Annotated in this window: 21 protein-coding genes; all 21 read right to left on the reverse strand. The window is 32.4% G+C overall.

What is annotated here, in order from left to right; all coding sequences use genetic code 11:
- Positions 1 to 13 precede the first annotated feature (13 nt).
- The 21 genes from flxY to OS191_RS11510 are packed head-to-tail and all read right to left on the reverse strand — an operon-like array spanning position 14 to position 21,363.
- The gene (gene flxY / locus OS191_RS11410) at positions 14 to 1,312 is read right to left on the reverse strand and encodes a flexirubin biosynthesis putative acyl-CoA ligase FlxY (RefSeq protein ID WP_267155837.1); all 1,299 of its coding nucleotides are present in this window, start codon (positions 1,310 to 1,312) and stop codon (positions 14 to 16) included.
- The gene (locus OS191_RS11415) at positions 1,309 to 2,979 is read right to left on the reverse strand and encodes a C45 family autoproteolytic acyltransferase/hydrolase (RefSeq protein WP_267155838.1); all 1,671 of its coding nucleotides are present in this window, start codon (positions 2,977 to 2,979) and stop codon (positions 1,309 to 1,311) included. The genes flxY and OS191_RS11415 overlap by 4 nt, the downstream gene beginning before the upstream one ends.
- On the reverse strand, positions 2,976 to 4,520 hold the full coding sequence (locus tag OS191_RS11420; RefSeq protein WP_267155839.1) for a phytoene desaturase family protein: 1,545 nt from the start codon (positions 4,518 to 4,520) through the stop codon (positions 2,976 to 2,978). The genes OS191_RS11415 and OS191_RS11420 overlap by 4 nt, the downstream gene beginning before the upstream one ends.
- The gene (locus tag OS191_RS11425) at positions 4,517 to 8,209 is read right to left on the reverse strand and encodes an MMPL family transporter (RefSeq protein WP_267155840.1); all 3,693 of its coding nucleotides are present in this window, start codon (positions 8,207 to 8,209) and stop codon (positions 4,517 to 4,519) included. Before OS191_RS11425 ends, OS191_RS11420 begins: the two co-directional genes overlap by 4 nt.
- Positions 8,202 to 9,398, reverse strand: a complete 1,197-nt coding sequence (locus tag OS191_RS11430) for a DUF2062 domain-containing protein (protein WP_267155841.1) — start codon at positions 9,396 to 9,398, stop codon at positions 8,202 to 8,204. The genes OS191_RS11425 and OS191_RS11430 overlap by 8 nt, the downstream gene beginning before the upstream one ends.
- Before the next feature lie 20 nt (positions 9,399 to 9,418).
- Positions 9,419 to 9,916, reverse strand: coding sequence for a hypothetical protein (locus OS191_RS11435; protein WP_267155842.1), 498 nt, complete (start codon positions 9,914 to 9,916; stop codon positions 9,419 to 9,421).
- A gap of 12 nt (positions 9,917 to 9,928) precedes the next feature.
- Positions 9,929 to 10,294, reverse strand: a complete 366-nt coding sequence (locus OS191_RS11440) for an ApeI family dehydratase (protein WP_267155843.1) — start codon at positions 10,292 to 10,294, stop codon at positions 9,929 to 9,931.
- Positions 10,295 to 10,296: 2 nt separating this feature from the next.
- On the reverse strand, positions 10,297 to 10,905 hold the full coding sequence (locus OS191_RS11445; RefSeq protein ID WP_267155844.1) for an outer membrane beta-barrel protein: 609 nt from the start codon (positions 10,903 to 10,905) through the stop codon (positions 10,297 to 10,299).
- A gap of 38 nt (positions 10,906 to 10,943) precedes the next feature.
- On the reverse strand, positions 10,944 to 11,555 hold the full coding sequence (locus OS191_RS11450) for a porin family protein (RefSeq protein WP_267155845.1): 612 nt from the start codon (positions 11,553 to 11,555) through the stop codon (positions 10,944 to 10,946).
- A complete protein-coding gene (lolB2, locus tag OS191_RS11455; protein ID WP_267155846.1) occupies positions 11,552 to 12,163 on the reverse strand; it encodes a flexirubin biosynthesis protein LolB2 in 612 nt (203 codons plus the stop codon). Before lolB2 ends, OS191_RS11450 begins: the two co-directional genes overlap by 4 nt.
- Positions 12,144 to 12,761, reverse strand: coding sequence for a flexirubin biosynthesis/transport protein LolA2 (gene lolA2 / locus OS191_RS11460; protein ID WP_267155847.1), 618 nt, complete (start codon positions 12,759 to 12,761; stop codon positions 12,144 to 12,146). The genes lolB2 and lolA2 overlap by 20 nt, the downstream gene beginning before the upstream one ends.
- Positions 12,754 to 13,530 (reverse strand): polysaccharide deacetylase family protein, encoded by a 777-nt coding sequence (locus tag OS191_RS11465; RefSeq protein WP_267155848.1) that lies wholly within the window; start codon positions 13,528 to 13,530, stop codon positions 12,754 to 12,756. The genes lolA2 and OS191_RS11465 overlap by 8 nt, the downstream gene beginning before the upstream one ends.
- Positions 13,524 to 14,588 (reverse strand): beta-ketoacyl synthase N-terminal-like domain-containing protein, encoded by a 1,065-nt coding sequence (locus OS191_RS11470; protein ID WP_267155849.1) that lies wholly within the window; start codon positions 14,586 to 14,588, stop codon positions 13,524 to 13,526. Before OS191_RS11470 ends, OS191_RS11465 begins: the two co-directional genes overlap by 7 nt.
- A 12-nt stretch (positions 14,589 to 14,600) precedes the next feature.
- Positions 14,601 to 15,806 carry a beta-ketoacyl-[acyl-carrier-protein] synthase family protein gene (locus OS191_RS11475; protein WP_267155850.1) on the reverse strand — a complete coding sequence of 402 codons (1,206 nt, stop codon included), beginning with the start codon at positions 15,804 to 15,806 and terminating at the stop codon, positions 14,601 to 14,603.
- 32 nt (positions 15,807 to 15,838) lie between these two features.
- A complete protein-coding gene (gene apeE / locus OS191_RS11480) occupies positions 15,839 to 16,096 on the reverse strand; it encodes an ApeE family acyl carrier protein (RefSeq protein ID WP_267155851.1) in 258 nt (85 codons plus the stop codon).
- Between the two features lies 1 nt (position 16,097).
- On the reverse strand, positions 16,098 to 16,715 hold the full coding sequence (locus OS191_RS11485) for a 3-oxoacyl-ACP synthase (RefSeq protein WP_267155852.1): 618 nt from the start codon (positions 16,713 to 16,715) through the stop codon (positions 16,098 to 16,100).
- 6 nt (positions 16,716 to 16,721) lie between these two features.
- Complete coding sequence (locus tag OS191_RS11490) at positions 16,722 to 17,783, reverse strand: methyltransferase (RefSeq protein WP_267155853.1); 1,062 nt, start codon at positions 17,781 to 17,783, stop codon at positions 16,722 to 16,724.
- A 4-nt stretch (positions 17,784 to 17,787) separates the two neighbouring features.
- Positions 17,788 to 18,936 carry a beta-ketoacyl-[acyl-carrier-protein] synthase family protein gene (locus tag OS191_RS11495; RefSeq protein ID WP_267155854.1) on the reverse strand — a complete coding sequence of 383 codons (1,149 nt, stop codon included), beginning with the start codon at positions 18,934 to 18,936 and terminating at the stop codon, positions 17,788 to 17,790.
- Entirely contained in the window at positions 18,929 to 19,381 is a 453-nt protein-coding gene (locus OS191_RS11500; protein ID WP_267155855.1) for an acyl-CoA thioesterase, read from the reverse strand. Before OS191_RS11500 ends, OS191_RS11495 begins: the two co-directional genes overlap by 8 nt.
- Positions 19,359 to 20,627: an ABC transporter permease gene (locus OS191_RS11505; RefSeq protein WP_267155856.1), complete on the reverse strand. Its 1,269-nt coding sequence runs from the start codon at positions 20,625 to 20,627 to the stop codon at positions 19,359 to 19,361. The genes OS191_RS11500 and OS191_RS11505 overlap by 23 nt, the downstream gene beginning before the upstream one ends.
- Positions 20,620 to 21,363: an ABC transporter ATP-binding protein gene (locus tag OS191_RS11510; protein ID WP_267155857.1), complete on the reverse strand. Its 744-nt coding sequence runs from the start codon at positions 21,361 to 21,363 to the stop codon at positions 20,620 to 20,622. The genes OS191_RS11505 and OS191_RS11510 overlap by 8 nt, the downstream gene beginning before the upstream one ends.
- Between the last annotated feature and the right edge of the window lies 1 nt (position 21,364).

The raw sequence follows: 21,364 nt of genomic DNA on the forward strand, positions 1-21,364 counted from the left end.
ATGTATAAATAGTTTAAGACTCGTTATGCCGTTTATCAATAACCATAACGGGTTTTCTACTCATAATAGGAAATTGTAATTTTTGAATTTCTTTTTTATCCAGAATTTCAATGCGTGGGGACACGCGTAATTTAGCTCTAAAATGGTCTTTAATTCTTGATAATAAATTGTCCGTTGGAGTTTTAGTTGCTATTTTAATGTAAATCTCATCCGTACCAATCGAGTTGCTTGAAATTTCAATGATATAGCTTTCTACTTCGTTAAAATCGTTTAAAATATTATCCATTGCTGGCGGATATAAGGTGGTGCCTTTATATTTTATCATTTGTTTTTTTCTCCCAACAACTGGTCCTAAACGCATGGTGTTTCTACCACAACCACAAGCTTCTGTATGAGCTTGAACCATATCTCCTGTTTTAAAACGAAGCAAGGGCATACCTTCAACTCCTAATGTAGTAATGGTTAATTCTCCAACGTCATGTGAAGAAACTGGTTGATCGTTTTCATCTAAAATTTCAACAATAATCAATTCCGGATGATGGTGTCCACCTTGTTGCTTTTCACATTCGTTGAAAGCCGTATTCATTTCGGTGGAAGCATAAGTTGAATACAAGTCTATTTGCCATTGAGAGGTAATTTTTTCAGCTAAGGTATTCAAAGAAAAATCCTGATTTCGTAAAGGTTCTCCAATACAAATAGCTCCTTTTACTCCAGATTTTTTTAAGTCGATGTTATGTTGCTTGGCGTGTTCAATTAGTTTTAATAAAAACGATGGCACAGCAATTAAATAGGTAGGTTTAAATTTTAAAATAGAATCCCATTGCAATTCCGGAATTCCTGCTCCCACACGAATAATACCAGCACCTAGTTTTCTGGCTCCTAAAAAATATGCTAAGCCGGCCATAAAACGCCTGTCTATAGTGGTCATTAGCTGCATGATATCGTTTTCTGTAACTCCAGAACATGAAAAAGACATGGCTTCGTTGTGTGCCAAACGGTTTAAATCGTTGTCAGTTAATGCAAAAGTTACCGGATCTCCTAAAGTTCCTGAAGTCGTAACATAATCAATGATTTTGTTTTTAGGAACACATAGAAAATCGTTGTTGTATTGTTGTAATTGATCTTTTGTCGTGGTTGGGATTTTTGTTAAATCTTCAAGTCTATGGATGGAATTTATATCAATGTTTTGCTCTTTAAACATACGTTTGTAATATGGAGATTGTGTGTTTAAATACTGCAGTAAATCCTTCAATTTTTCTTCTTGAAAGGTTTTTATGTCTTGTGCGGATGCTTTTTCTATCTCGGGAATCATTCGTTTAATTTCCTTTTAATCTTCTTAATATACAAATCTATATGTTCTTGGTCAGGAACTGTTGTAATTTCTTTGGTTTTTGCTATTTCAAAAGCATTTAATGCCGCTCTGTAATACTTTTTTTCATAATGATATATTCCTATCAAATAATAGGCTTTCCAATACTCTGGATTGCTGTTTTTTAGTTTGTTTAATATGTTTGGATCCAAATGATCATCGTTATTTATTGCTTTAGAAACTTCTCTACTTAATATACGATAGGTTTCATAATTGCTATAAGCTTGAGTATATTGAAACGGATCTTTTTCTATAGTTAGCTCTTTATTATTTAATGGTATGGCTTGCTTGTTTTCTGGTCCTTCAGAAAAAATAGTATTCAAATTATAAGCGACAAACTCACCTAATTGATACGGATTTGCGGACACCCAGACTAACCCTGCTTCAGGTTTAAAAACAATGCCATGATGTGCCAACAGTTGATTTAAAGCTTTCTCATTGCCAAAACCAATCGTTTTATTCTGTAAACCTTTTTTATTCCTCAAAATATCGACGGCTAGCTCTGGAGTGATTTTTGGAGTTTCATTTAAAAGCTCTTCCATACGTTCGTAACGGTATTGCGAATGACTTTCAGCCTTGTGTTTGTTGTTTTTTTCATCATTTGCATAAGCCTCACTTTGAAAATGATTGGAGCAAATTAACTGATTGGAATTTTCAACTTCATAAACTCCAAAATTCTTAGGAGACACTTCTATAGTAACGGCTTTATTGTCTTTAGCACTTCCCACTAAAATGGATTCTGAGACAAATACCTGTCGTTTTTTAGCAATTGCAATGGCTTCTTCAATATTGGAGGCATATTGTAAAATTTCGCGAGTAAGAATAGAAATTGGGGTTTTGGCCACCCATGGAATATCAGACTTCCCAGCGTTGATTGTCACAGTCAAACCTTGATTGTTCATTCCAGAAACAACGCCAATCATGCCAGCCCAGGTTACAGACATAAAATTGTAGCCTTTTGTTGGTTTTACAAAGGAAATTATTTTGTCTTTTGCGAAATCGTCGCCAGCATAAAAATCGAAATTTCTACCGATAATTAATTTCCCATCTTCCGTTTTATCTCCCCAAGCAGCAAAGGATGAACAGCCTACTAACATGAGGTCTTGAAGCGCATGACCAATATCATGAGCGCTATGGAAATAAAGCATTCGTAAATAATCGTCTGCTACATAATCATAATCGTCTCCTGCATATTTAGAAAGCCCTAAAATTTCTGCTTTGTATTCTTCTGGAACATGTAAATACATTTTACGGTTGTACCAAGCCAACATTTTTCGCAATAGAGATTGTTTGAATTTTGAGGGTACCAACTCGTCCACTTTACTTAAAAAAGCATGTTCTTGTTTCTCAAAAAGCTCTTTGGTTAAACTTCCAGTATTTAAGCCAATTTGATAGGGATCTCCAGCAACATATAATTCCCATTGACCAAATTTATTTTTTGTTAGATAGCCATTTTCAGTGGTGAAAGAGGTATCGGAAACTTTTTCACGCTCCGGAATATTGAGATTATAACTACTAACATCTGGAACATCTTTTATGGATTTTGAAACTCCACAAGAGCTCAAGCTAAATATCAAAAACAGAAAGAGTATCTTAAAAACTAGCTTCATGTTTCTTTAGTTTTTGTGGGTTTATTAGCTTCAATAATCTTGTTTAATAAATATTCCTGCCCTAATATTTCCGAACAGGTTACAACAGCACCAATAGTTACACCTAAAATGCCATGCATGTTTAAACATTGTCCAGTAAAAAGGAGGTTGTCAATTTTGGTTTTAGGTGAAATAAAAGATTGCATGGATTTGTTTACATCTTTAGAATAACCATACATAGAACCGCGATTGGTGGCAATATAATCTCTATATGACAAAGGTGATGAGGTATAGGTTTCCAAAATACATTCTCGAATATTTGGAAATTTTTTCTCTAATTCTATGATGATTTTTTCGGCTTTTTCTTGTTTGAATTGCTCATAAGTCTGCCCACGATCATTTTTATCAGCTACTGTGTTAAAAGTGTTTTCCCAAGGTTCCACTTCTTCATAACGCATGTAGGTCATAATAGTTATATTATCACCATACTCGTCGTTATTTTTCTTGATTCCCATGGAAAGCATATAGTTTTCTGGCCAACTTTCTTGGGTGTAATGTTGTCCATTCCAAACAGCATCAACCGATTTAAAATGATAATAATTCTTGTTTATATATTTAAAACAATCAGGTTTTAAGACAATATATAGGCTGAAAGCAGCAATGGTACTTTCTATGTTTTTAATTCTATTGACATAGGACTTTCGCAGTTTTCCTTGCCCAATTAGGTCTAAGGTAAGCTTAGGCTCAATGTTTGAGATGAATTGATTTCCCTGAATTTCATTACCATTTTCGCAAATTACAGAACTTATTTTTTCATCTTCAAACTTAAATTTTACAACTTCGTGATATTTGTATACTTCACCACCAGCTTCTAAAAGTCTTCGGATTAATAATTTAGTAATTTGACTGCCTCCATTTAAACAACGATAAGAACTTTGAATGTATGAGTTTACTGATAAAGAATGCACATAAAATGGCGTTTTATAACCATCTCCTGCATATAAAAAATTGGTTCCAGCCAAAATAGCTTGTAAGAGTTTGTTATCTGTTATGGATTCTAAAAACTCTCGAATTTGTAGTTTAAATACTCCATCTGCATAAGGTCTGCCAGGTTTTAATCTATATAGTGGGAACTTATCGCAGGTTTCTTTTATTTTATTACAGTAAGCTTGAATGGCTGCTTCTTCATCTGGAAAATCTGCAACTAAAATTTCAATGAATTTCTCATAGCCTTGGGCATAAAGGTATTCCTTTTCATCGTCATCAAAAGTAATAGCATCAAAGCCCTCTTCATCCATTTTTTTTAATGCCAACTCTTCCATAATTCCCAGGTAATTGAAGTATTGATAAAGGTTTTGTCCTTTGCTTAAACTTCCTATGTAGTGAACGCCTGTATCGAAAATTGATTTGTCTCTAACAAAGGTTTGAAGATTACCACCATACTGTTGATTTTTTTCCAAAACACAAACGCTGTAACCTTCTTTTGCAAGAATGACTGCTGAGACCAGACCTCCTAAGCCACTGCCAATTATTACAACATCGTATTTAGGTTTTGGTTTCAAGGACTTACTGTTTTGGTTAATATGATTATTTGATCTGTTTGATGTACTATCTTAAAAGTATGGTTTTTAATTATTTCTGAAGCTGATTCTATATTTGAATGAAGCAATATAACTGTACTAACTCCATTTAAAATAACTGTTTCAAGTTGTTCATTAGTTACATGTATATCATCCAGAATGATAACATTGCCTTTTTGTTTTAAAATTTCTTCAGGTGTATCTAATACCGAAATTTTATAATGATTATTAGTTAAATAACTGTTTTTAATGATGGCACTAATAGGTTTATCTTCAAAATGAGTAAAGATTTTTCTATCAGGTCTGTCCAGTGCCAATAAGAAATCCAATTGCCCACAAGTTTTCGAAAAATGCAAAATACCATCTTTTTCTCCAACCGAATCTATGATGGTTTTATAAGTTGTTTTATTAGTTTTTAAATCTAACTTTACTTGTTTATAAAGAGTATCACCCTTATATCTAAACTCTTCCAAAACAACCTTATGAAAATAGCTTTCATCTTCAATGTTTGCTCTTAAAACATTAAATTCATTTTTAAAATAAGTACTAATTTTTTTTGTTGTATCTCTGGTTGTACCGTTAAAAAAATCACTTTTAAATGGGATTCTATCTAATATTTTAACTGAAATAACACCTCTTTTTATAACGAAATTTCCTTTTGGCAGCACTTCAGAATTTCCATGAATCATTACTGGAACGATATCTAATTTAAATTTTTCGGCTAAAAAGAAAGCTCCTTTATGGAAACGTTTTGCCTTATTAGTGTATGAACGCGTTCCTTCAGGGAAAGCCATTAAACTATAACCCTGATTGACTTTTTCTTGAAGATGATCCACACCTTTTTCAATACCACTAGATACGGGATAAAAACCAGCAAGTTTGACTGCTTTTCCAAAGAATGGCGAGTTGTAAACCCAATCGTTGACTAAGAAAATCATTTTTGGATGCAACATGCCAATAGCCAAAATGTCTAGAAAAGAGGTGTGATTAGCAATAATCATGGCTTGTTTTTCAAATGTCTCATGAGATTCGTTTATCACTTTGGTTTTAAAAAAGGGATAAGAATCTAAAACTGATTTCATAAACTTCGACATGACTCTATGAAACCAATTCATTTTAATTTTCATACTTATTGGTACTACTTTCATAACAGCAATGCCGATTAAGGATAAAAACAAACCTCCTAAGCCATAATAGGTAAAAGAGATAGAAGAGTGAATAAACATGAGGATTGGCGAAGGTTTACTGTGTTTACTTCCTACGAAAAAGATAAATAACAATGGCTGAATAGTAAAGGAAATCAACATGGCCGATGAAATTCCAATTAATGACACCAAGGAAATACTATGCAATGCTGGATGCTTAGCGAAAATGAGAACACCAACACCTAAAATAGTTGTAATTACAGAAAGTAAAATGGATGTTTTATGAGTTGGTAAGGAGCTTTCTCCTGTTCGTAATTCGTGTAGCAAGCCATTGGTGATAAATATACTATAGTCGATTCCTAAACCAAAAATAAAGGTGGTTATTATGATGTTGAAAATATTAAATTCTACTCCAAATAAACCCATAACTCCTATGGTTAACAACCAAGTTAAGGCAATAGGGAGGAGGGTTACTAAGGTTAAAGAAAAGCTTCTGTAAAAAAGTAATAAAAGCAGTAAAACTACAAAAAACGAATAGCCAACCAAACTATTGAAATCGTTTTTAAGATTACCTAAAAAGGTTTCGTTCATTTGTTTTCTGTCAATAACAAGTGTTTGCGAGCTGTCTTCAAATTTGTTAAACAAGTTTTCGGCTTGTTCGTCTTTTAATTTAACTAAGGTAGTAATGGTTGTAAAATCGTTTTTGGTTGCAATATAATCGTCAACAGAAATAGTTTTAAAATCTTTAAAACCGTCAACGTTTAAAACGTTGAAATCTGAATTTAAATGTGAGTAAAACTCTTCAAAACTACTAGGTTTAAAACCTAATTCCGAACCACTTTCAATCAGGTTTTTTTGTGTGATTTGCTTGGTTTCTTCTGTCCAGAAACTATTCCAAGTTTCTAATTGTTGTTCTTGGATTTCAGTAGATTTTATTAAGGTACTTATAGAGCTAAACCCAATAATACTATCTTTTTCTTTCAGACTTTTTAGGATTGAAAAAATGCTGTCGTTTGCAATTAAAACATCTTGTTCTTTATTGCCGTAAGCTGCAATATAAACGGATTTAGAATTTATATTGGTTAAGGCATCTAATCTATCCTGGGCTTCGCGGAGTTCAGTTGGTTCAAAGTTTAAGTTAGCTAAATCGTTGTTGAAAGTTACTTTTGTATAAGTAAAGTAACTCATAAAAAACAGCAAAACTAAACCTATTAAAACCCATTTGTTTTTATGAAGCGGATACCTTGCTACTTTATCTAAAACAGTGGATTTTTTAGAGCTTTTACTTTTGTCTTTATAAACTAAAGGAATAAAAATTAAAGCAAAAGAAGAAGCTCCAAGCACACTAATAGCTGCAAACAGGCCTAAATCTTGAAGCGCTTGAGAATCTAAAAAGAGTAAACATAAAAACGCAAGAGCGGTAGTTAAACTGCTCATTAAAATAGGTTTGGTAATTTCTTGATACAGTGCTTTTACATTATTGTTACTTCTTATATGCGTTAAAATATGCAAGGCATAATCGAGAGTTATTCCAAGTAATACCGAGCCAATTCCTAAGGAAACAGCCGAAATTTTTGTTCTAATTAAAAAGAGTAAAGCTACTGCTAATAAAGCACCAAAAGCAGTTGGTACAAAAAGAATAAGAGGCACACTTAGCTTTCTATAAAAAAGAATTAAGATTAGTAATAAGACTGTAACAGCAATTCCAACGGTTAATTGAATATCTTTTTTTATCTGTTTGGCATTGGCAACTGCTACCAAAGCTCCACCAAAATATTCGCTACTAATTTTGCCTTTAAACTCCTTATTTAATTTAGAATTTAAACTATAAAGCTGTTCTGCAAAATGAGCGTTTTCAGATGTTTCGCTAGATGGATAAGTAGGAGAAATAAATAAAAGGATGTGTTTTTTATCTTTACTCAATAAAAAGCCATTTTGCATTGTAAACTCATTGCCAAAACTTAGAAGTTGTAATTTTTTTAAGGCTAAAAAAGAAAGACTTAACGGATCTCTTAAAATGGTTTCTTTAGCTACCATTCCAGACGGCGAAATCAAGGTTTTGTAATTGGCAGTGGTAATGGCATCAATACTATCTTTTTGGAGTTTGTTTTCAATAATTTTATAATCTGAAGGGTCTAGAAAATGGGGTAAGTTGTTATAGACAAAATCTAAAGTATTAAGAATTTCTTCATCTTCAACTTTTCCTTGAATTTTAGTAAAATAGGTACTGGAAGTAGTATTGATACTATCGATAAACTGTGTGGCGTATTGTGTTAAATCGTTAATAGAGCCAGAAGATTCCTTTTTGATGTTTACAATAATCTTATCGGCAAAATTAACCGATTTTAAAACTTTCTGAAGATTGGAATTTTCTTCGTTAATAGGGATAAGCTTGGTAATATCTTCTTCAAACGTAATTTTTGAAGCTAGAAAACCTAGGCTTAAAACAAGAAGCCCTAAAGCAAAAAAGCCTAGAATTTTTCTTGAGGCTAAAAAGGTGTGTATGTTATAAAAAAGGTTAATCATTTTTTAATGCCATATTCTTCTTATCAAAAAAGCTAAAGAAAATATATCCAATTAGTCCAAAAACAATCGCTCCAATAACTGCTAAGGTAAAACTTCCAACAATATACGTTTTTAGATGTTCAATTGCTTCAAAATTATCCATCATTTCTTCAATGGAATAAGAGATTTTTTCACCTAAAACCCATTGACCTAATTCCAAACTCGCATAAATAATAAACGGAATAAAAGGAGGTAAACTCACATTGGAAAAGGCAAAAGATATGGCTTTATTTAATTTTAGAAAAATGGCGAGTGATAGAACTAAAAAGGTATGAAATCCCCAAAGAGGCGAAAAACCTATAAAGGTTCCTAGAGCAATAGATAGCGCCTTCTTTTTTGGTGAGTCGTTATGACCTAATAAATCTTCTACAAAAAATCGTTTAAGTCCTTTTTTTTTAATATTTCTAAAAAGTCGTCTAGGGAAGTAATAGATAGAAGTCAAAAATACAAGCCATGTATTTAAGATGCTAATTCTGGTGAAATCTTTAAAAGGTCTGAAATGTGATACACGTTCAGATTCGTCATATAACACTTGAATGGGCATGTTTATAACGTCCACATCTTTCCATGCCGTTTTTACTATAACTTCAATTTCAAACTCGAATTTATTGGTGTAAAATTTCAGGTCTTTGATTACATTTAACGGATACAATCTAAATCCAGATTGGGTGTCTTTAAGTTTAATACCAGTTTCTATCCAAAACCAAAAGTTTGAAAATTTATTTCCAAAACTACTTTTTCCAGGAACACCTTCTTGTTCCATATTTCTAGAACCAATAACCAATAGGTCTTTGCCCAAATTATTCTCTAGCTCCGCAATGAAATCTGGAATATCGCTAGGAAAATGCTGTCCATCAGAATCTATAGTAATAGCATGTTTATAACCTAAAGAAATGGCATGTTTAAAACCTTCTCTTAACGCTAAACCTTTTCCCTTGTTTTCTGAAAAATGAATTTGCTGAAGCTGCTGGTAATCCTTTAAAATAGTTGAAGTAGTATCTGTAGAACCATCGTTAACAACTATAATATTACTAGTTAGTTCTAGAACTCCATCTAAAACTCGATTTAGAGTACGATGGTTGTTGTATGTTGGAATGATGACACATACGTTTAAATTGGTAATTTTTTGTCTAATAAGCTCGTTATTCAATTCTATGAAGCATTGTTTTGTTATTGATCCGAAATTACTGATTTTTCTTCATCCGTAAAGACTTTAGATTGTAAAATATAGTCTTTTATATGTCCTTTTAAATTCTCTGAAGAAATGTGCTCAAATTGTTTCAATAGAAAGAGTTTATCCTCGTCAATATGGTCTTTATACTTTAAAATTTTTGGGGTATTTTCTTGAATACCTAATCTAATAAAGCGAGGCTCAATGGCATTTGGCTCTTTTTCTATGGCAAATTCTATGTATGAAACGCCTTCAATAAAACCATCTTTTTTATCTTTTAGAGTTTCAGAATATTTCGCTTTTAAAGCAATGGCAGCTCCTTTGTAGGCAACCAAAGACACATTATTTTCTTTGTTGACATCTTTAAGCATGTTGTAAAAAACCAACATGTTTTCCTTGTCCTGAGTCGCTTCTTTATAAGCCATACGAACTTCACTCAGATTTTGAGAAAGCGTAAAAAAACTTATAATGGATAAAAAAAGGGTTAGAAACTTCACAATAAAAATATTTTAGATGACTTTATAATTATTAGTCAATTTTAATGCCACAGTCTCGTCAAAAGTGGTACTGTTTTTTACTTTGTAGCCTGTATCTGTTTCACTAATGTCTAATTCTAATACTAAGTTTGGTGTTTTTTCAGGATTGATAATGGCCATAAACTTCACATTGCTAGACGATTCCATAAAAAGTTTTTTATCGACAATTTGCTCTGTGAGTTCTTTAATTATCTGCATCATACAAACGCCAGGAGTTATAGGATTACCAGGAAAATGACCTTTAAAAATGTCGTGATTTTTGTTGATGGTGATTTTGGCAGTAGTTATATTATCGACTACATTAAGCGCATTTATTTTATAAAAATCTTTTAGCAACATGACTAATCTTTTTTACTAGTGTTAAATTTATAAGCGAGACCAATTTGAAAAACAGAATTAAACTGGCTCCTATCTTGATATAATTCTGAGTCAAAATTATGAAAAGAGCCGGAATATACATCTATTAATCCTTGTTTATATCGTGCTTCTATAGCTAAACCATTTTTAAATTCGAAACCAAACCCAAAAGACATGCTAAAATCTATAAAAGTAGCTTGATTACCACTTCCTTCGCCTCTGTTTATTAGCCCGATTAATGTGTCGTCTATATCGAGATCTAAACCTGGTCTTGCCAACAGGTATAAGCCCAAACCTGGAGATAAAAAGAATTTATTTGTTACCCCAATAGTAATATATTCTACATAAATCAAACCTTCATTCTTTGTTTTTCCACCTTGATTAGAATAGCCTAATTCGGGTTGTAGTGCATAGAAATCTGAGATTCTTGTCTGATAAAATATTCCAAAATAGGCATTAGTTTTATGTTCTAAGCTGGCATTTGTTATTTTAGAAATATTGATACCTCCACGGAAACCAATCCCTTTTTTGGATTGAGAGAGGGAAATGCTTACAACAAAAATAAAACAGATAGATAGCAGTAAGTTTTTCATGTTTTTAAGAATAATCACAAATGTTCTTCAAAGACGAATTACATGCCAAATTTATAATAGATATTAAACTGAAACACAGAATTTAATTTGTTGTTTTCATAGTAATATTCGTCATTAAAATTGTAAAAGCTATCGCGAACATCAATGATTCCTTGTTTAAATCTAGCTTCAATTCCAAGTCCCATAGGGAATTCGTAACCAATACCTCCAAATAAAGATAGATCAACTGGTGTGACGTCGTAGTAAGAGTTGTTTGAAACATTAATCTCTAAAGTTGGGCCAACAATTAGATGTAGACCAAGGTTTGGCACAAAATAAAATTTATTTGCAATGGCTAAGCCCAAATAATGCGTATTCACATCCTGTTCTGAAGAAGAAAAATAAGGGTCATAAGGATCAACTACTCCAGAAAAACGTTCGGCTTTATATCCTTGATTGGAGTATGTTAATTCTGGTTGTAATTCGTAAAAACTAGCAAAATGGATGTTCACAAACATGGCTCCATTAAGTCCAAGGACTCTTTCGGAATTATGATGATTTGTTACTGTCGAAGCATTTAAACCCATACGTAATCCCGGACGCACTTTAACTTGAGAGTATGTTGATATGCTAACAGCAATAAATGCTATTGATAAAAGTAGGTTTTTCATTGGGTGATAGATTTTAATTTAATTTTTAGTTTAATATTTTGATGTTTTATTTCAATTTGGTTGGCAAGATGATTATTTATTTCTGAAAATAAAAACTGAACTTTTTCTTTTCCGTTTTTAGTTTTAATCACTTGATTTAACTGGTTGTTTTCAGTGAAATAATAATGTTTTTTATTGTAAATCAAGGTTTCAAAAACCTGATTATTTTCTTTAGAATAGCTATTAGAAATTAACGGGTTTTCTAAAATTAAGACTTTAAAATCCTTTTTTAATATGTTGATGAGCATCTTTTTGTTGAGTTCATCTAAAATGAAATTCACCTGAAAATTGTCTTCAGTAAAGGAGAAATCGAACATTTTGTTGCCCATCTCCGTAGTAAAAGCCACCCGATGTTCTTTGTCTGTAAGTTTTTTGATGATTAAAAGTCCACTAAAATTTCTGTCGTAAACATCAATAGATGCTTTATAGACATAGTCTATGCTAGGATCTGAAAAGTAAAGGTTTTCAATTTCTTGTGAAGTCGAATTTTCTGTTAGGAAGTTTTGCTTTTCAGGGTAACTTCCACAAGAAACCACAAAAAAACAAAGACTAATTAGTAAAAATCGCATCAGCAAGAGGTTTGTTTAATTCTTTGTTTGTGAAAACAATTTTAGTGAAATCTCCTGATGGTTCTATCATTTTTACTTCTAGAACATCGCCTTTTTCGTTGAATGTTATATGAAAAGCAGAAATAAATTTTGAAGATTTTTTATCCTTCGGAATAAAGTGTACTCGACTGTATTTATCCTTTTTAAAGTAACTAATTTCGAAGGCCTCGTCATCAAACATATCACCTTTAATACTGTTTATTATCAAACCGTTTAATTCTTTAAACAGCTTGTTAGAACCCATGTTTACTTGATTTTTTTTGCCTTCATCATTTATAAATAGAGTTTCATTTTTAAAAATTACAGCATAAATAAAGGGCTCAGTATATTCCCACTTTACAAGGTCAGGGGTTTTAAATGCAAGTTTTCCTTTACTAACAATGTCGTTGGATAAAAAGTCTAAATGTTTGTATTGGGTAAAATTACTAGAAATGGTTTTAGTAGTTAATGCTTGTTGTTTAACAAGGGTTTTTAAAGCCTCGGCTTCTGGAGCAGACATTTTTGTTTGTGCATGAACTGAAACGGATATAAACAGTAAAAGAATTAAAACACTACGCATAAGGCTCTATATTAAAAAGTTTATCGATTGTTACAGCTTGTAAATCTTTCTTCTGTAAAATTAACAATAACTGTTCCAAAACCCATAAAGATTTTTCACTTGAATCGTGTAATAAGATAACATCGCCTTTTTTTAAATTTTTTGAAGCACGTTTTAAAACATGTTCCTTGTTTAAACTGGTTGTGTCTAGAGAGCGTTTGTTCCATCCTATAGCCTGAAGTTTGGTAATTTCAAGAGCTTTTTTAATTCTTGGATTAGTTACTCCAAAAGCTGGTCTGTATAACTTGAGTTTTAAACCGGTTTTTTCCAGAACAAGGTCGTTGGTTTGTTTTAATTCATCTATTACTTGCTGGGTACTAAAAAACCCAAACATATTGTGGTGTGAATAGGTGTGGTTTCCAATAGTATGCCCTTCATTTATAATATTATTGATGAGCTTTGGATAGTTTTCTGTGTTTAGTCCAATACAAAAAAAGGTTGCTTTAGCTTGGTAAGATTTTAAGAGTTCTAAAACTCTAGGTGTAAATTCTGGATTAGGGCCATCGTCGAAAGTAATAGCAACTTGATTTTCTGAAATTAAAGAGTTGGAGTTAAGTGCTTTTAAATGGTAATTCCACCCAATCAACCCAGAACCTAAAGCCGTAATAGTAAACCATAAAAACCCTAATAAAACAAACCACCAAAGAGAAATACCAAGAAAAATGTAAGCGACTATTAAACTTATTAATAAAATAATTGCTAAGCTGTTTACATTTTTAAAGTTTAGCATGATTTAAGTAAGATGAAACTATGATTTTCTCCACGATACATATTATAAAGGAGTATATATTTAAAAGAAGAAGTTGCTAAATCGTTCTTTTTTAAAGCTCCGGGAACCGTTTGATTTTTTAATATTTTGGAGGCAACCCACAGTCCAAAAGGAGAGGCTGTATTAAATTCTCCAATAAGATGTTTGTAGCAGACTTGTTGAGTGTTCTTAAAAATACCTGAAGTTAATTGGTAGTAATGGCTATCAAATTCTACATCTCCATTATTTCCTAAAACAACAGTGTCTATATCTTCCACACTGAGATGGTTATCATTTAAAAAACTCAAAGCTATTTCGTTAAGTTCGGTATGATCTAAGGTGTTAAACAATTTTACTGAAAGAATCTCTGCGTAAGAAAAGGCTTGTTTTTTATTAGATAAGACGAAAAAATTGGCACCTTCACCAAAAACAGTTCCCTTTGTTTTAGAGTTTAAAATCTCCATAGAAGAGATTTTTTCATCTTTAATATGATGTATAATTTTGTTTAATTTGGTTGTATGATCTCCTAATTCGTCGACACCACCAACCAAAATGTTTTGAGCTTCATCTAATTCCAATTGCATTTTGGCATCCAATAATCCAGATTCAAAAGAATTACTTCCATGGACATAAGTAAAATTATAGCCTTTACATTGCAGCTCTAAGGCAACTTGTCCTCCAACAGTATTATGTGTAGATTGAATAAAAGATGTTGGTGTTAAAAACTGCTCGTTGTTATCTATTATGGCACTTAAAAACTTTTCAGAATCGCGTAAACAACCCATTCCAGTTCCTGTAATTATAGCATCTACTTGTTCCAAATTAGCCTCTTGTAAAGCCATTTTAGAAGCTACAACTCCCATTTTGATTCCTTTTGCCATACGTCTGGCAGCTGCTGGAGGAATATAATCTTTATAATTAGGTTCTACAGCAAAAACAACTTGATTTTCATGTATAATAAGCTTGTCTAAAAACTCTGAATTATCAAAGGTTTTTTGAGCTGTGATACTTGAGATGCTATTGATGTAGACTTTTTTCATAGTTAATATCAATTATTGCTCTTTTGAAAAAATAACTGTGGAACAATTTCCTCCAAACCCGAAGGAATTAGACATGACTGTTTTCAAGGTTTTTTCTTTAAGTTTCAATTGTGGTGTGATATTAAATTCTTTCATCTGAGTTTTAAAATTCAAATTCGGAAAAATCACATTATTTTGCAATGCTAAAATAGAATATACAGCTTCAATAGCTCCAGCTGCTGCTAAAGTATGACCTGTATAAGCTTTTGTGGAACTAAATTCAGGGATGTTTTCTTCTCCAAAAACACGAATTATGGCTCGGCCTTCAGATAAATCGTTGTTTCCAGTAGCCGTTCCATGAGCGTTTATATAATCAATGTCTTTAGCGCTGAAATCGGCAATCTTTAGTGCTTTTTCCATAGCCAAAGTAGCTCCATCTCCATGATCTGAAGAAGCTGTTTGATGAAAGGCATCATTCGCATTACCATAACCTTTTACATAGCCTAAAACGGTTTTGTTTTCAGCTTTTATAACAGTATCAGATTCTAAAACCAAGAAAGCAGCAGCTTCTCCCAGATTGAGACCTTTTCTATTCTCGTCGAAAGGTGTGTTGTATGTGTCTGAAAGTATCATCAAGGTTTTAAAACCGTTGATAGTAAATTTAGACATACAATCTGAGCCTCCAACAATAACACGATCCAATTGTCCCGATTTAATAAGCCTGGCTCCTAGCATTATGGCATTGGCGCCCGAGGAACAAGCCGTACTTATTGTAGTTACTAAACCTTTATCTATGCCTAATTGCTCTGCTATTTTTTGAGTGGAATCTCCAGCATGGTGACTAGCAATATACCTTCGGTTTGTATCACTTTCAAGATACTCGTAGTAATGCTGCTCGGTCATATCCATACCTCCAACACTAGTTGCAGAAACGATACCTGTTAGGTATTTATTAATATCTTTAATTCCAGCATTTTTAATAGCTTCTTTAGCGGCGATGGCACCAATTAAGCCAGTTCTGGAATAATTATTTTCTGGAGTTAAACCTAAAAGCTCTTCTAATTCTAGATTGGAATAAGCAATTTCACCCACCATAATATCATCTTTATGGATGGTATCTATTTTGGAAATTCTTGAAATTCCTTTTCTAGCTTCCACAAGCGACTGAAAATTTTCTGCAACATTGTTTCCAATGGCAGATATAATTCCCATTCCGGTAATTGCAACTCCTTTACTCATATATTTCAGATTCCTGCTTGTGCAGCAATTGCTTATTTAGATCTATGTTCGGTAATATAAGCAGCCATGGTATTGATGGATTCAAAAATAGTACGCCCTTCTTTCGGATCTGTTAATTTGATACCATAGTTTTTATCTAGCATTACAATTAATTCTAAAGCGTCAATTGAATCTAAGGCTAAACCATCTCCAAACAGCATATCATCGTCAGCAATGTCCTCTACAGACATGTCTTCAAGGTTTAATTGCTCGATAATGTTCTCTTTTAATTCTTGTTTTAAAGCTTCCATATTATGTATTATAAAGTGTTATTATATTCTGTTTATTGTGTTTAATTGTGCCTTCATTTGAAACCAAATATAAAAAGGCTTCGTAATTTTCACCTTCTAACTCCACCCATCCACAAAGCACTGATTTTGCTTTATTTGTTTCTAACAAACTGTTTGAGTAGGTCATTAAATTTTCGGCATTAAAACGTTCAAAGATAAAAAAACTATTCTCAGTATAGAGCTTATATTTAATACTTATCTCTCCTAAACAAATATTTGGTAGGGTGTATACAAAAACAGCTGGACTTGGAAAATAATTATCTTTATCTTGAATGGCTTTTTGGTGGGTTAAATCTGTATCTAAACTGGATGCACTATTAGAAAACACCAAAGCGATGTCATTCTCTTTTTCTGAATCTATTTGTTCATTTTTAAGTAAAATATCTGCCGCTAAAAATGCCAACTTACTTAAATTATCCATTTTGAAAAACTTAGGATACTTTGTATTCAGAGCTTTATAAGCAGCTTTAATAAACTCTGAAAATTCTAAGGATTCTTCACTAAATATAACAGATCCATTTAAAGACACTTGTTGATTCTTTATATGGCAATAAGATGATATGTTATAATTAGTATTCATTAGTAATTACTTTTTTTTACAAACTAGAATGGTGTGATATTCTCCAACAGCAATATCTTCTTTTAGCTCTAATCCTGCTAGATCTATAAGCTTCATGAATACTTTGGCTGGATACATTTTAGAGTTTCCATTTGCCATAACCGTAAAATAAAGTGAGGTTGCTTCAAGAATAAACTTAGCATTATCAAAACGTTGACGATCTGTAAATGTCTCCATAATAAGGATTTCACCATCATCATTTACTGCAGCTGCACAGGCTTTTAAAATGGTTAGAATTTCATCTTCTGAAAAGCAGTCTAAAAACTGACTCATCCAAATGGTATCTGCTCCTTTTGGCAATTTCGGGTTTTCAGATAGCCAATCTATTTCATGATGAGTAACTCTATCTGCAAAACCAGCTTCGGCTACATTTTCAAGTGCAATTTTTAATTGCCCTGGTAAATCGACCATTTTTATGGAAACAGAATCGTTGTGTTTACTTCCACTAATGGTGAATTTCCCTGTGTTTGCACCAACGTCGTAAATAGTTTTAGGATTGTTTCTAAAAACAGTTTCTAGAGCTTCTTGAAATACATCATCTGAATAATGATGATCAAATTCAAACCAAGATTTTTGCACTTCAGGTGTTAATTTTGATAGACCTTCGTAAATGGTATTCCAATCTCCCAATTCCTTCAAGCCTGAAGGTTTTCCAGTTTTAATTGCTTCTTCTAAATGAAACAAGCCCTTATAGCAAACTTCTTGTGTAAAGTTGATGTTGACATCTACGGTTTTATGAGAATTTAAATAATAACCAATAGTTGTTACTTCGTAAAGATTGCTTTCGTCTTTAGATACTATATTAGAGCTTTCAGCAATTTCTAATAAAACACCTACACCATAAACGCTAAGAGATAATTCTTTTGCGATATCTTCTATTGAGATACCTCCTTTTTTTCTTCTTTCGAAAATAAGATCGAAAATTCCAAGTTTTCGTAATGAAACAACGGCCTGAAATACAAAAGGAGCAAAAGCAATTTTTTGTGCTTCTTGAATGGCATCTATAGCTTTAATAGGGTTTTTAGACATAACTTTAATGTGTTAATTTTTTAAATATGATGGCAGTATTACAACCTCCAAAACCTGAGGCTGTTTTTAAAAAAGTATTTAATTCTTTTGATGTAGTTTTTTTAATCACATTGATAGGTTTAGAAACTCCTAAGGTTTCAAAGCCTTTCGACGCATAAAGTGTGTTGTTATTTAATGAATGCATTCCGATTATAGTTTCCAATAATCCGGAAGCTCCTAAGGTATGTCCGAAATAACCTTTTAAACTATTTAATGGGGTATCTTGTAAATCTAATCTATTGATTGCTATAGCTTCCATCTCGTCGTTAAACAAGGTAGCAGTACCATGAGCAGAAATAAAATCGACATCTCTTGCTGATAATTTTGCTTGCTCTAAAGCCGATTTTATACTTCTATACAAACCTTCGCCAGTTCGTGATGGTCCAGAAATATGATTGGCGTCGTTACAAGAACCTTCACCAAGGATTTCGACTGCTTCTTTTGAAAGATTTTCAGAATTATTAGTGATTAAAGCACTTGCAGCTACTTCGCCAATATTGATTCCTGTTCTGTTTTTATCGTAAGGCTTACAAGGTTTATGGCTTAAGGCTTGAAATGAATTGAAACCAGAAAGTATAAATTCGGTTACCACATCGCCACTTACAATAAATACATGATCGTACGTGTTTTGTTGAAGATATCTTTTTGCAATGGCCACTGCTAAAATGCCAGAAACGCAGGCATTTGAAACAACAATAGCCTCATTTTTAAATCCAAAAAATTCTTTGATGCTTTTTCCTAATTCACTTAAATGAGCACGTTCTTTAGAAAATAGATTGTTTTTATCTAAAGCATCAACATTGCCTTTGGTGGTTGAAATAATTAAACCAACACGTTTGTTTAATGGAATGTTTGATTTTTGAATGACTTCATTTAAAGAAGAAATCATCATTTTTTCTAAACGAGTATATTCTTTGTTTGGTTGAAGTTTTTGAAACTTATTTTCTAGTTCTTTAGAATCAATTAAAGCCGAATAAAAAGGTTCTGGAAGTACTTGAGGATTATCAATTAATTTTAAACCTGAAACTTCGTTGCGAATGTTTTCTACAACGGTTTCACTAGAAAAACCAAGTGATGAAACAATATTATTATATGACACGTAAGCGTTACTCATCCAATAAACCTACGTTTTTCTTCCAATCCTTAAAGAACGATGGAAGAGTTAGCCATAAATCGCCTTCCCCAATTTTATCTACAAATACTTGAATAGTTTCGCCCGTGCAAACCAATTGGTCGTTTTGGTTATAAATTTCATAACGAAATACCATCTTAGCAGCCAGACTATCTACATAAATAGTTTTAATAGTTGCAATATCTCCATAACGTAAAGGCAGCTTGTGATCTGTACTCGATTTTACAATGGGAGTAGCAAAGCCAAATTCTTTTTGATCTAAATAAGAAATTCCATGATGTCTGCCAAAAGCTTCTCGACCATCTTCAAAATACTGAATGTAGTTGCCATGCCAAACAATCCCTAATGGATCTGTTTCCACAAAGCGTACACGTACCTGACTTGTATGGGTGATTTCTTTTGGGTTAAACGGTGTTTTTCTTTTCATTATAAACTATGGCAATTAATGTGGTTGCAATAAAAAACAGGAATAATAAGCTGATTTCTGGTAATATATCTAATAATGAACCATGACGCAAAAATACATCGTAAAAAGCATTTAAGCCCCAATTCATTGGCGAAATATTGGAGAGTGTTTGCATAAATTTAGGCATGATAAAAACAGGAACCCAAACCCCACCAAGAGCAGCTAAAATAACAACAAAGGTAGCGCCAAAAGGAGCCGATTGTTCTTGAGTTTTTGCAATAGTGCCTAATAATAAACCTAAACCAATGGCTGCTAAGCCAGCAAAAATTGCAACTATAAAAAGTAAAGGTAATCTGCCTGAAATATCTAAAGTTGGCAAACCAATAGCAGGAAATAAATATACACCTATCATTAACATTAGAACAAATTGAATGAGGCAAACCACTAAATAAATAAGGGTTTTTCCTCCTAAAACAGTGGCGTAAGACACGGGATTAGTTCGTAATCTAACAAACGTGCCTTGACTTTTTTCTTTAACAATATTGATTGAAAGTGGTACAATTATAAAAAAGATGGCAAACAAAGTCCAGGCTGGTACATTGTGTTGAACCGAATTAGGAATAAGTTCTTTATTGTTTTCTTTAGGAAGAATTTCTTTGAAAGTGATAAAATTTTCGGTTTCAAAAATGGCTTCTGTTGGATCATCGGTTATTTGCTCTTGGAAGGCTTTGTAAATAGATTGTGTTTCTATTTTTGAAACCATTTTATCAATGCCATTTTTAACCGAACTTTTAAAGGTTATTTGCGTAGCTGGATCAAAATATAATTTGACTTCTTTACTTTGTATAATAGTGTTAGAAGAAGAATCTGTTTCTTCCTCTAAGCCAAATTTAGCAATAATTCCATCGACGTTTTGAGATACTTTTTGTTCTAATCCAGAAGTTAGATTTTCAGGAATAATAATGGCTAATTGATATTCCCCTTTAAAGACAAGATCTTTGGCTATCTCTTCTGTGTCTTTTAGAATAATTTCAAATGTGTTAGAATCTTTTAACCCATTTAATATGGTTTCAGAGACATTTCCATGATCATTATTTACTATTAAGATAGGTATCTTAGCGTCGCTAATAGTTTTAAAGGTGCTATCTTGAATTAATGTAATAGTAACTATAAGCACCAGTGGCATGATAAAAAGTATGGCAATACCTCCAATATCGCGAATGAGCAATAAAAATTCTTTATATGCTGAAGCCATTAATTTATGCATGATCTCTTAAGGCTTTTCCGGTTAAACTTATAAATACATCTTCTAAATTGTGAGAACCTTCACTTTGGTCAATTAATTCTTGTGGTTTTCCTTTTATAATCAGTTTTCCGTGATCAATAATGGCAACTCTAGAGCAAAAAGTTTCGGCTTCGTTTAGGTGATGCGAGGTATAAATAATGGTGGTGCCATTTTTATTTAACTCCTGAAGGAATTCGATAATCACGTTTTTTGATTGTACATCTACCCCAACCGTTGGTTCGTCTAAAAATAAGACTTTTGGATTATGAAGGATACTTGCAATTAAATTAACACGACGCTTCATACCTCCGGAAAATGTGTCGATTTTTTTATGTGCGAAAGCTAAAAGTCCTAAATGTTCCAAATGCTTATGGATGTCGTTTTCTAAGGATTTTCCTTTTAAACCATACATGCTGCCGAAGTATTTTAAATTCTCAAAAGCTGTTAACGACGGGTATAAAGCATATTCCTGAGGAACTATTCCAATAAGCTGTTTAAGTTGGTTCTTGTTTTTTTGATACGTTAAGTTAGCTATAGAAAAAGAGCCAGACGTAGGTTTAATTAGAGAACATAAAATTGAAATAAGTGTGGTTTTTCCTGCACCATTTGGGCCTAATAAACCAAAAATTTCTTTTTCATGAATGAGCAGGTTTAAGTCAGACAAGGAATAATTATCTGCATTTTTATATTTTTTAGAAATGTGCTCAATGTTAATCATC

Source organism: Xanthomarina sp. F2636L (genome assembly GCF_026410195.1).
GTDB lineage: Bacteria > Bacteroidota > Bacteroidia > Flavobacteriales > Flavobacteriaceae > Xanthomarina.